Consider the following 12,123-nt stretch of genomic DNA (forward strand, 5'->3'; position numbering starts at 1 on the left):
CCAACAAGAAACCTATGAAAGCAATTTTTAACAGCGTTTTGTTGATTGTAATCCTGTTTTTGCCGGCGGCAATCATAGCACAGGTAAAGGAGCCGCAGGCAGGAGACACCACATATTACAAAACACTCATACCTGAAGAAAAGCAAGGATTGTTAAAAAACATGAGTATGATCGCAAACACCCGGTTTGCACTACGAAATGAGTTTTATGATGGTGAATACGTCCAATCGCGGTTTATGATGGAACAGTTCCGGCTGGAAATCAAAGGAAAAATTCATGACAAGGTCTATTTTCGTTTCCGCGATCGTTATACCAGAGCGCAGACTTCAGAGTCGCTGGACAATTTCAGCCGTTCCACAGACCTTGCTTTCATCCGGGTGGATGCTACCAAAAAGTTAAGCATTTCGTTAGGTAAAATGTGTGCCGATTGGGGTGCTTACGAATTCGATATGAACCCGATAGATATCTACGAATACTCAGATATTATCGAATATGCCGATAATTTCTTAACCGGAGTTGGGGTAAGTTATCAGGTCAATCCAAAACACCAGCTGACCTTCCAGGCACTCGATTCGCGCACTAAGACTTTTGATGAACTTTATGGTTATCAACCCAATTATGAATCGGGCAAAATGCCTTTGGCATTTGTTGCTAACTGGAGAGGAAGTTTATTTGATGGCAAATTCAACACCATCTGGTCGTATGCATTTCACAACGAAGCACGCAACACTGAACTGGATGAACCAGCAGGGATGAATTATATCGCGCTGGGTAACCAGGTGAAGCTTGATAAATTTACGGTTGAATACGACTTCAAATGGAGCCAGGAAGACCTTGACCGTTCTGGAATAATCAGCAATGATGTTCCTGACGAACTTTACCCCTATGCCCTGGAAAAAACCGTCTACACCGGACACTGGCTGCACTTGTATTACAGGGTGAATCCTAAAATCAACCTTGCATTTGTTGGTATGATGGACATTGCCAACTGGGAGGATGATCTCGATCCACAGAAAACGGAAGATCATATCAGGACAGCACTGGGCTTTATTCCAACTGTTGAGTATTACCCATGGAAAGATATAAATCTTAGGTTTTATGCCAATTGGGTTGGGAGATCTTACACTTACTCCGATTATGCCAAAGAAAGATTTGGTGCAAACGATTATACCACCGGAAGGTTTAACATCGGATTTGTATCACCTCTCGGAATTTTCTAAATGGAATAATCACCTCAAATAATAAGGGCTTGCCGGAAATGGTGCTAAAATAAAATCATTTACTTTTTCGGCAAGCTCTTTTTTTAAAAAAGGCCTGTGTTTTCAGGATTATAAAGAATTGTTAATGTTGGAAAATAAGAAACTATACTTTTGACCTGTAATTAAAACAATACAAATGGAATGAATGATTACCCGGTTATCATTTTCGCAGCCTTAATGATCCTGTTTTACGGGCTTTTCTCGAAATTGTCAGAGAAGTCGGTGATTACGGCGCCAATGGTTTTTGTTGCGGTGGGTTATATTGTCAGCCTTTTTGTCGGCTCTGACTGGAGGGAAGGCATCAATGCCTTGTGGGTTGAGCCAATTGCCCAGATCACACTGATTCTTGTGCTTTTTCTTGATGCCTCTACTTTAAATTTAAAGGCGTTGCTCAAAGACCGGCAATTGCCGATGCGACTGTTGTTTGTGGGTTTACCGGTTACTATGGTGGTTGGGGTACTTTTTGCCTGGCTGCTCTTTCCCGGAATAGATATCTGGTGGCTGATTATTCTGGCCATCATCCTCTCGCCCACGGATGCAGCACTTGGTATTGCCGTGGTAACCAGTAAACTTGTACCGCTCCGCATCCGGCAGACTATTAACGTCGAAAGCGGCTTGAATGACGGCTTTGCCCTACCGCCACTGCTGATTGCAATTGCCGTCCTGTCAGGAGAAGCCGGTGAAGGCGCCGGGTTTGCCTATTGGTCAATGTTCACCATCAAACAATTTATCTTTGGTCCTTTGATTGGCGGACTGGTGGGATGGATCGGCGGCTACCTTGTGGAAAAAGCATCTAAAAATGATTGGATGAACCAGACTTTCCAGCGGTTGGCAGCCCTTTCAATCGCCATCCTGTCCTATTCTCTGGCAGAAATGGCTGGCGGGAACGGATTCATTGCTGCATTTTTTGCCGGAATGTTGCTTGGAACGAGCACTGAGCATATCCGCGAACGGATTCATGAGTTTGGAGAAGCCGAAAGCCAGGCACTGGTAACATTCGTTTTTCTCCTGATGGGCATGATCATGATTCCGATTTCCATTCCTTTTTGGAATGTCAACTCGTTCATTTATGCCATACTCAGCCTTACCGTGATTCGCATGGCGCCTGTTGCTTTAAGTCTCTTAGGCACAGGGCTTAACCGTGGAACGATAGCATTTATAGGCTGGTTCGGTCCAAGAGGGATTGCATCGGTTTTATACCTGCTCATGGTAGTTATTGAATTCGGGCTGAAGGGAATGGAACAAATCGCAGCTACAATTACGCTGACGGTACTATTAAGTGTTTTTTTACATGGAATTACTGCTTTTCCTTTCTCAAAATTATTTTCACAGGAAACAAATTTAACCTCATCGAAATAGAATCCCGCTGATTTCAGTTAACAGACCAAAATCTATTTCACTGAATTTAAAAAGGAATTAAAATGACACCAGAAACCCAACAACTCACGAATCAGCCTGCATGGAAGGCGCTGAGAAATCATCTGAGCAATGGAATCCCTCATCTCCGCGAACTTTTCCGGGGAAATGATCACCGCGCAGGGAAAATGTCAATTGAGGCAGTAGGCCTTTTTCTCGATTATTCCAAAAACCGGATTACAGATGAAACCCTGGTTTTATTGTTAAAACTGGCCGAAGATACAGGGCTGCGCGAAAAGATAGATGCCATGTTCAGGGGAGAAAAAATCAACATCACCGAAAACCGGGCTGTTTTGCATGTGGCTTTACGTGCGCCCGCAGAGGCTGTTATTATGGTTGATGGCCAAAATGTTGTTCCGGGAGTTCATGAAGTGTTGAATAAAATGACCGTGTTTGCCGGCAAGGTGCGTTCAGGAGAATGGAAGGGCTATAGCGGGAAACCGGTTAAAAATATTGTGAACATTGGAATTGGCGGCTCGGATCTGGGTCCGGTGATGGCTTACGAAGCGTTGAAAAGTTATAGCGACCGTTCGCTGAATTTCAGGTTTGTATCCAATGTTGATGGAACTGATTTCGCCGAAGCGGTGATTGATCTCGACGCATCCGAAACACTTTTCATCATCTCCTCAAAAACCTTCACCACCCTCGAAACCATGACCAACGCCCACTCTGCACGGAAATGGTTTCTTGACCAAGCCGGGGGAGATGAAAATGCCATTGCCAGACATTTTGTAGCCGTTTCCACCAATGCTGCTGCGGTAGCCAAATTCGGTATTGACACCGGAAATATGTTCGGTTTCTGGGATTGGGTTGGCGGCCGCTACTCGATGGATTCAGCCATTGGCCTTTCGACGATGCTCGCCATTGGACCGGAGAATTTTCGGGCAATGCTCAGCGGATTCCACCTGATGGATGAACATTTCCGGACGGCCCCATTTGAAACAAATCTGCCGGTGCTTATGGCTTTAATTTCGATCTGGAATGTCAATTTTCTTGGCGCTGAAACTATTGCCGTTTTGCCTTATGAGCAATACCTGAAACGGTTCCCGGCTTACCTTCAGCAGCTTACGATGGAAAGTAACGGCAAGAGTGTAACGCTTGACGGCCTTAAGGTTGATTATGAGACCAGCCCAATCTACTGGGGTGAGCCGGGTACCAACGGCCAGCATTCTTTTTATCAACTCATACACCAGGGTACACGACTCATTCCCTGCGATTTTATTGCTTTTATTGAGCCGCAACATCAATTGGACAATCATCATGACATCCTGATGGCTAACATGTTTGCCCAGGCCGAAGCGCTGGCATTTGGCAAAACAATAGAACAGGTCAACACTGAGGGAGTGCCCGAATGGCTGGCGCCGCACAAAGTATTTGAAGGTAACCGGCCATCCAACACCATTCTTTCACAGCGTTTGACTCCGGAAGTATTGGGCAAACTAATTGCACTCTACGAACACATTGTATTCACCCAGGGTGCCGTCTGGAATGTCGGGTCATTTGATCAATGGGGCGTTGAACTGGGAAAAGTGCTCGCACAGCGGATAACACCAGAGTTGGAAGGTGATACCGAACCAGTGCTTCAGCACGATGGCTCAACCAACAATCTGATCCGACGCTACCGGGCAATGAAAAAAAGAAGGTGAATCGAATGTCCTAACTTGCCAGGTTTTCATTTCAAATAATGATTTCTTTCCAAACAATATAAAACATCAATTATGGACGAGTATATTAAATCGAGGTTAATGAGACTGATCAAGTTTCTGCTTTCGATGGTCGTAGCATTAGGTATTACTTTCCTTATCCGCGATCCCGGATTTACTGACTCTCAGGATTATGTGCTTTTCCTTTTATTTTTTTCCATAGGTTTATGGCTTACCGAGGCGATGCCAGCATTTGCCGTCAGTCTGCTGATTATTGCATTTCTTGTATTTGCGCTTGGTAACGAACGTTTTAACTCAGCGCCGGAAAACATTGATAAATATGCGAATACTTTCTCCAGCAGTGTAATCTGGCTGATGCTCGGAGGTTTTTTTCTCGCTTCAGCCATGACCAAAACGAAACTCGATCTGGCCCTTTTTAAATTTACCCTTAAGTTATCAGGTTCCAGGCCGGTTAACTTACTCATCGGGCTAATGGCGACTACTATGGTTGCCTCTATGTTAATGTCCAACACAGCTACAACTGCAATGGTCATTGCCGCTATCATGCCCCTGCTGATGTCGCTACCAAAGGATTCAGGTTTTTCGAAAGCATTACTGTTGGGCATTCCGATAGCCGCGGCAACAGGTGGTATGGGAACCATCATCGGTACCCCACCAAATGCCATCGCAGTCGGGGCTCTTGAAAATGCGGGAATCCATATTGATTTCATCGACTGGATGAAATTTGGGGTTCCGCTCGCATTCGTTCTAACCGCAATCAGCTGCTATGTACTCATCAAACTTTTCATCAAAGACAAAACACCCATTCCCCTCGCTTTTCTTGATGAACAGAAATTTGAACTCTCCCGTGAGTTTAACAGGCAGAGGTTCATTACAATAGGGGTTATCATTGTTACGGTAGCATTATGGTTGACCACTTCGCTTCACGGAATTAAAGTTGCAGCAATTTGCGCAGTTCCCCTTGTGATTCTTACGCTGACGCGCGTTCTTGAGGGCAAAGATGTTCAAGGGCTACCCTGGGACACACTATTGCTCGTTGCCGGTGGTTTGTCGCTCGGGTTGGCGCTCGAATCAACCGGCTTGATGACTTTCTATGCTCAACAGCTCATCAATTTGGAAATAAACACTTTAGTACTGATGTTCGTTTTTGCATTTTTTACCATGCTGGTTTCCAATATCATGAGCAATACAGCTGCCAGTACGGTGATGATTCCACTTGGCATGGCTATCCTGGTCGGATTTAAAGCTGAAATTGCATTGATCATTGCCCTTGCAGCTTCAACAGCTATGTTCCTGCCGGTATCTTCACCACCCAACGCAATATCATACAGTACGGGATTACTTGCTCAGAAGGATTTCAGAATAGGAGGTTTTATCGTTGGAGGACTTGGCCCATTGTTAGCCATTTTATGGGTGCTCTTACTCTCGTAAATTTTATAACTACCTCGGATGATTAAACTTTACGTTTAACCTAACCTGGATAAACCAGAAATTACAACAGACAATAAACAAATCCCAAATAAAACTCAATGTACAATGGATCAAAAATCCAAACAGTGAAAGCAGCCTTGACTGCCCTGATTTCCTCACGCAGTCAGGCAGGATAAATTGTGTATCAGTTTGATAATTGAATTTTTGAATTTAGTATTAATTTGTCTTTTGATATTTGTCATTTTCCTATGGATGCCTTCGGCAGAAAATTCTGCCAAAAAAAGCAAGAAAATCAGAAATAATACACTAAAAATTAATCAACAAAAAGCGTTATGGAAGAAAAGACTGGGTATTCACTGTTGCGCAATCCACGCTATACCAAAGGAACGGCTTTTACGCCTGAAGAACGAAAGAAATATGGACTTGAAGGATTGTTACCCATCAATGTAGAGTCAATGGAAACACAGATTCTGCGCATTAATATGCAGTTAGAAAACATTGAGGCGCCGATCAATAAGTACATCTACCTCTCGCAACTTCAGGATACAAATGAGACGCTGTTTTACAAAACCATCATTAGCGAGCCGGCAAAATTTTTACCGCTGGTTTACACACCAACTGTAGGCGAAGCTTGTGAAAAATTCGGTCATATTGCCCGGCGGCCAAAAGGGCTTTTTATTTCCATTGACCAAAAAGACCGTATCAGGGAGATACTGAAAAACTGGCCTGAAAAAGATATTCGCTTCATTGTGGTCACCGATGGTGGAAGAATACTTGGGCTGGGCGATCTCGGCATTTTCGGTATCGGCATTCCGATCGGAAAACTGGCACTCTATACCAGTTGTGCCGGTGTTCCACCTGAACATACACTTCCGATCGTTTTAGATGTTGGCACAAACAATGAAACGTTCTTAACCGATCCGCTTTATCCCGGATTAAAACATAAACGGATCAGAGGAAAGGAGTTTGACGATTTTGTTGAGGCCTTCGTTGTAGCTGCAAATGAGGTTTATCCAAAATTATGTATTCAGTGGGAGGACTTTCCGGGGGTGGATGCCATCCGCATTTTGAATCAATATCGTGACAATGTGTGCACCTTCAATGATGATATACAAGGCACGGCTGCTATTGCTACTGCCGGGTTTATCTCCATCAGCAGGCATCTGGGGAAACCATTCCGCGATCAGAAATTTCTCTTCCTGGGAGCTGGCGCCGCCGGATTTGGCATAGCAGATATGCTGGTGAAAAAGTTTCAGAAAGATGGATTAACCCGTGAAGAAGCTTTAAAACAAATCTGGATGTTCGACGTAAACGGCTTACTGGTCAAATCAAGAACCGACCTGGCTGAGCACCAGAAGGAATTTGCCCATGAATGTGACCCCATCAGTGATTTTGCAGAAGCGATACTAAAGATAAAACCCACAGCTATTGTTGGTGTAAGCACTGTTGGCGGTGCTTTCAATCAGCAGGTCATCGAAAATATGAGTGCTGTAAACGAAAGACCAATTATCTTCCCCTACTCCAACCCTACTTCACATTCGGAATGCACTGCAGAGCAAGCATATACCTGGAGCAAAGGCAAAGCGATCTTTGCCAGTGGCAGTCCTTTTCCGCCGGTAACTTACAGAGGTAAAACCTTTACCCCCGGACAGGGTAATAACGTATTCATCTTCCCTGCCTTAGGTTTAGCCATTTATGCAACAGAAGCCAAACGAGTAACTGACGACATGCTGATCACAGCTGCAGAAGGAGTGGCTGAGCAGGTTAGTCCTAAGGATTTTGAAAGCGGTTTGATCTATCCATCGGTGAATGACATTCGAAATGTATCAGTGAATGTCGCGGTTAAAGTTGCTCAAGAGATTTTCAGCAGCGGTTTGGCAGGCATTGAAAAACCAGGCGATATCAGGGCATTTATCAAAAGTAAAATGTACGCGCCAATTTACAAGTAAAACCTTAAAGATATTCCAAACAAAAATTTGTTTTTCGAATTTGTGCTTCTATGCCCGGGGAAAAATAAAACACTGTCAAGGAATTTCATTACTTTTGTGGTTGTAAATTCAACTTAACGGGTGGTTAGCTCAGTCGGTTCAGAGCGCTTGCTTCACACGCAAGAGGTCAAGAGTTCGAATCTCTTACTACCCACAGGTGAAATGGAACTTTCCAAACCCCAGGCGCCCATCTTTAAGGAGAATATTTCGGTGCGCTGCACCTTTTCCATAAGATTACAGGTCTTTCAGCAAGCCCAAATTTCAATTGGTATAGCTTTAGCCAAAGATTAATAAACTACGCAATTTTTATCTCAATAATGAAATGAACAAAAAAGGGAGCCGAAGCTCCCCCTTTTCAATTATTTATACAAGCAGCGGTAAGATGTATCCGTTTGCATGTTTACTTTAAACTTCACGTCTTTTGGAACGATGAAGGTTTCAAAGGCTTTATAGCTCTTCCACCCGGATTCGCCCGGGAGCATCACATCCATGGTTCCTGAGGTGACGGTCATGTGCTCAACCGTAGAGGTTCCGAATTCATAGTCTCCTGCTGCCATCACTCCAACTGTGGCCGGCCCTTCAGCAGTTTCGAAAGCAATGGACTTCACTTTGCCGTCAAAATATTCATTTGTTTTAAACATCGCTTTTATTCTTGTTTTTCTTTTACAATTTCGATAACTTCCGGCAAATCCATGCCGATCTTCATCAGGTGGTCGATCTTTGGTACACCATTTTTGGTCCATCCGCGGCGGAAATAAACTGCGTCGAGCAGTTGCTCATAGCGGTCTTCGCGGTATTTGCGTGTGATGGTTACTTTCTCTTCGGTAGATTTCCCAGCCGGGTCAACACCGATCAACTCTTTCATCTGCTTGTCGTAGCGTTCGGCTCTTGATTCGTATTCTTCAACAGTTACGGGGCCGGCAGCGCGGTAAGGCTGGGCATCGTGTTTGCGAAGGCCGTATCCGCGACGGATATTGAAAATCCGCTGGAAGTTATACACCCGCTCGCTCTGGCGGATCATCTCATGTTTGTCGAAACTCATATCGCCGGTAACAGCGCGGTAAATGGTCACGTAGTTATCCACGTGTTCGGGCACTTTGGCAGGTTCGTCTGTCTGGGCATTGTTTTCAGGTTCCACGTCGTTCCAGGGGAGTTTGCATAAGCCCTGTAATCCAAACCAGGTACGGAACATCGGGAAGTAGTGCAGCGCTTCGGCTTTTTTCTCAAATGTGGGGATCTGGTTGTTCACCATATCCATAAAGATGAGCCAGGCTTCGTCGTGCTGCGGACCTTTGTTTGTCATGGCATAGCCGCCCTGCTGCGCCAGCGATTCTTTGGAAACATATTGAGAATACTCAAGTCCTTTGTTTTCCATGCCGATATCCTGGAGGAACTGTGGGTCTCCCCAACCTTTTGCGGCAAATATTTTTTTCATTTTGTGAACGCCTTGTCCGGCAACCACACCAAATCCTTCGCCACGTGCCAGTTGATGGAGCAACTCCATGGCGCCATCAGCATTTCCGAAGTTAAGCTTCAGGCCGCCTGTGCGTTCATCATTTAAAATCCCGTTTTCGTAGCATTCCATTACAAATCCCAGGATGGTTCCCCATGTAATTGTACAAATGCCATAGGTGTCGCAATAGAAGTTGGCTTCGATGGTGAAGTCGGGGTCGAAAATGCCGGCACATGAGCCGAGTGAAGCGGCTGTTTCGTATTCAGGGCCGTCAACAATAACACATTGTCCTTTGTAAGGGCCGGTGCGCAGCATATAGTTGTCAACACCTTTGGCGCACGACATGTTGCAGCCAATCCAGCAGCCGTCCGGAACGCCTTGTGTAAAGCGTTCTTTGTAGATATTCGAGTGAACCTTCACCGCGTCGGGGTGGCTTCCGAATTTGAAATTATTGGTGGGAAATAAGTCGTAATCATTCATAACATTAGTGAGGTGAGCCGTTCCTTTGGTTCTCATCTCGGCCTGGCTGTCGTCGAAATCGCGCATCTCTTTGTTAAAGCGGCGGCCACGTTCCATAATGGCTTCCAGGTCAACCACATTGTTGAGGTTCCCTTTTACTCCCGGGATTTTGCAAACGATAGCTTTTATCTTTTTATCTCTGAAAACGGTTCCGATACCGCCACGGCCGGCTTGTTTCAGACGAACGAGTTTGCGTTTTGGATCGTAAAAAGTGAAGTTCAGCATCCCGATCAGAGAGTGATCTGCCGCAATTCCGGTGGAGACAACGCCTATATTTTTTTTATCTTTTTCGTCATCGGCATACATTTCGGTAAGCGCTTCTCCCAGCAGATGGCTGTCGAGCAGGTCGTAAGGCGCTTCATTGATTTCCACTTTGTGATTAACCCCATCAATGAAAATGATCACGTCTTTGTCTGATTTTCCGGTGATCTCGATGGCATCAAAACCTGAGAACTTAAGAAACGGGCCAAAGAATCCGCCAACGTTACTGTCAATCGGAATGTCGGTTTGCGGTGAAATGGAAACACAGATTGATTTTCCTGAGCCGGAATACTGGGTAATTCCTCCAATTGGGCCTGAGGCAATGTTGATTTCGTTTTCGGGATCATTCCATCTGGTGTCGGGTTTGGTGGCATCCCACAACAGTTTCAGCCCGTAACCTCGCCCTCCGATGAATTTTTCCTTCATCAAGGCTGGTACATCTTTTTCTTTGATTTCGTTGTTGCTCAGGTTCAGGTAGAGGATTTTGTCGGTGTAACCTCTTTCGAGTGGTTTCCATTTGTACGACCACGATTTGAGCAATTTGTGCATCTCCTTTAATTCTAAAGCTTCCATCAAAATTTAGTTATTAAGATTAGATAGATAATTTCATGTTATTTAGTTCACAAAAGTACATATTTTCGGCAATCCCGGTGGGATGTAAAAAATTGGAAGAGTGTTTTTATTGATCAATCAAGGGTAAAGAATGGTTTTGAAAAGCAGAAATAGCAAGTAGAAGTGGCCTTTATTTTTCGAAAAGCACCTTCGTTAGAGGACTTCCTCTTTGAAAAATTGAAGCCGGATTTGTTTTGGGAGTTCCTCATCTTCGAAATGACAAAATACGGCATCTTTGACCATTTCTTTCAACTCATTTATAGTGTCCGCTTCGGTGAAAATTGCCGATCCCACAGCTTTTGCCGTATAACCTCCTTCCGGCGCTTCTTCAACCACAAATAAAAGTTCGTTCATTATGAATCAGATTAGATGAACAAAAGTATATTTTTTTGATCATGATAGCTATTGATCATTTGTGTTTACCAGAACACTTATAAAAATGAAAAATGACCTATACAACTTCATTTGATTAAAGCTCCCACCGCTTTATTCCCTATTTTTGCGCCTCATTTTAATCGTTGAAAAATTATGGTTGTTCATCAAATTAGCTCCGCACTTCTGAACTTTGAGGATATTCACAGAATTATTAAGGAAGACTACCGGCTTGAATTATCGGAAGAAGCTCTGGTTAAAATTCAAAAATGCCGTGATTATCTTGACAGGAAGATGGATGGCAACGAAGCGCCAATATACGGCATCAACACCGGTTTTGGCGCGTTGCACAATGTGATCATTCCAAAAGATGATCTCGGACAGTTGCAGGAAAACCTGGTGATGTCGCATGCCTGCGGGATGGGTGATGAAGTTCCGCGTGAAATTGTCAAGCTGATGCTGCTGCTCAAGGCGCATGGTTTGTCATACGGGCATTCTGGAGTACAGGTGGCAACGGTTCAGCGACTGGTTGACTTCTTTAACCATGATGTGCTGCCGGTAGTTTACCAGCTTGGATCATTGGGGGCATCCGGCGACCTGGCGCCTCTGGCTCATCTCAGTTTACCGTTGATTGGCATGGGTGAAGTTTATTTTGAAGGAAAAAAAATGCCAGCTGCTGAAGTAAATAAAATGATGGGATGGGCGCCCATTAAGCTGCAATCAAAAGAAGGACTGGCTTTGCTCAATGGCACACAGTTCATGAGCGCCTATGGAATTTATTTGTGTCTCAGGGTGTTCAAACTTTCACGTCTTGCTGACATCATTGGGGCGTTGTCGCTCGATGCTTTTGATGGCAGGATTGAGCCTTTTCATGAACTGATCCAGAAAATCCGTCATCATAAGGGTCAGATCAAAACTGCTGCACGGATAAAAAGCATACTTGAGGGCAGTGAGCTGATCAGCCGGCAAAAGGAGCACGTGCAGGATCCTTATTCTTTCCGATGTATTCCGCAGGTGCATGGCGCATCAAAGGATTCAATTGATTACGTTTCTTATGTTTTCCGCATGGAAATCAACGCGGTGACCGATAACCCCACTATTTTCCCGGATGAGGACCTGATTATTTCAGCCGGCAATTTCCACGGCCA

General features: G+C 44.6%; 9 protein-coding genes and 1 tRNA gene. 7 read left to right on the forward strand and 3 right to left on the reverse strand.

Going from position 1 to position 12,123, the window contains the following annotated elements; genetic code table 11:
* Positions 1-14 precede the first annotated feature (14 nt).
* From IH598_14305 to IH598_14330, 6 genes are all read left to right on the forward strand, one after another.
* Positions 15-1,220 (forward strand): hypothetical protein, encoded by a 1,206-nt coding sequence (locus tag IH598_14305; protein MBE0639687.1) that lies wholly within the window; start codon positions 15-17, stop codon positions 1,218-1,220.
* Positions 1,221-1,400: 180 nt separating this feature from the next.
* Positions 1,401-2,618, forward strand: coding sequence for a cation:proton antiporter (locus IH598_14310; GenBank protein ID MBE0639688.1), 1,218 nt, complete (start codon positions 1,401-1,403; stop codon positions 2,616-2,618).
* Between the two features lie 62 nt (positions 2,619-2,680).
* Positions 2,681-4,321 (forward strand): glucose-6-phosphate isomerase, encoded by a 1,641-nt coding sequence (gene pgi, locus IH598_14315; protein MBE0639689.1) that lies wholly within the window; start codon positions 2,681-2,683, stop codon positions 4,319-4,321.
* A gap of 72 nt (positions 4,322-4,393) precedes the next feature.
* Positions 4,394-5,770 carry a DASS family sodium-coupled anion symporter gene (locus IH598_14320; GenBank protein ID MBE0639690.1) on the forward strand — a complete coding sequence of 459 codons (1,377 nt, stop codon included), beginning with the start codon at positions 4,394-4,396 and terminating at the stop codon, positions 5,768-5,770.
* A gap of 332 nt (positions 5,771-6,102) precedes the next feature.
* On the forward strand, positions 6,103-7,719 hold the full coding sequence (locus IH598_14325) for an NAD-dependent malic enzyme (GenBank protein ID MBE0639691.1): 1,617 nt from the start codon (positions 6,103-6,105) through the stop codon (positions 7,717-7,719).
* Positions 7,720-7,837: 118 nt separating this feature from the next.
* Positions 7,838-7,912: transfer RNA gene (locus IH598_14330), tRNA-Val, on the forward strand.
* A 205-nt stretch (positions 7,913-8,117) separates the two neighbouring features.
* Here IH598_14330 and IH598_14335 read toward each other — a convergent pair.
* From IH598_14335 to IH598_14345, 3 genes are all read right to left on the reverse strand, one after another.
* On the reverse strand, positions 8,118-8,399 hold the full coding sequence (locus IH598_14335; protein MBE0639692.1) for a pyrimidine/purine nucleoside phosphorylase: 282 nt from the start codon (positions 8,397-8,399) through the stop codon (positions 8,118-8,120).
* Positions 8,400-8,404: 5 nt separating this feature from the next.
* Entirely contained in the window at positions 8,405-10,564 is a 2,160-nt protein-coding gene (locus tag IH598_14340) for an aldehyde:ferredoxin oxidoreductase (protein MBE0639693.1), read from the reverse strand.
* A 192-nt stretch (positions 10,565-10,756) separates the two neighbouring features.
* Positions 10,757-10,957, reverse strand: coding sequence for a 2-oxoisovalerate dehydrogenase (locus tag IH598_14345; GenBank protein ID MBE0639694.1), 201 nt, complete (start codon positions 10,955-10,957; stop codon positions 10,757-10,759).
* Between the two features lie 171 nt (positions 10,958-11,128).
* Between IH598_14345 and IH598_14350 the strand changes: the two genes are divergently transcribed.
* A partial coding sequence (locus IH598_14350; protein MBE0639695.1) for an aromatic amino acid lyase occupies positions 11,129-12,123 on the forward strand: 995 nt, incomplete at its 3' end.

The organism is Bacteroidales bacterium, assembly GCA_014860585.1.
Classification (GTDB): domain Bacteria; phylum Bacteroidota; class Bacteroidia; order Bacteroidales; family 4484-276; genus RZYY01.

What these genes read in the sequence shown, in the direction of transcription:
- IH598_14340 (MBE0639693.1), bottom strand. Translation starts at nt 10,564, where the DNA reads ATGGAAGCTTTAGAATTAAAGGAGATGCACAAATTGCTCAAATCGTGG.
- IH598_14310 (MBE0639688.1), top strand. Translation starts at nt 1,401, where the DNA reads ATGAATGATTACCCGGTTATCATTTTCGCAGCCTTAATGATCCTGTTT.
- IH598_14305 (MBE0639687.1), top strand. Translation starts at nt 15, where the DNA reads ATGAAAGCAATTTTTAACAGCGTTTTGTTGATTGTAATCCTGTTTTTG.
- IH598_14345 (MBE0639694.1), bottom strand. Translation starts at nt 10,957, where the DNA reads ATGAACGAACTTTTATTTGTGGTTGAAGAAGCGCCGGAAGGAGGTTAT.
- IH598_14335 (MBE0639692.1), bottom strand. Translation starts at nt 8,399, where the DNA reads ATGTTTAAAACAAATGAATATTTTGACGGCAAAGTGAAGTCCATTGCT.
- pgi (MBE0639689.1), top strand. Translation starts at nt 2,681, where the DNA reads ATGACACCAGAAACCCAACAACTCACGAATCAGCCTGCATGGAAGGCG.
- IH598_14320 (MBE0639690.1), top strand. Translation starts at nt 4,394, where the DNA reads ATGGACGAGTATATTAAATCGAGGTTAATGAGACTGATCAAGTTTCTG.
- IH598_14325 (MBE0639691.1), top strand. Translation starts at nt 6,103, where the DNA reads ATGGAAGAAAAGACTGGGTATTCACTGTTGCGCAATCCACGCTATACC.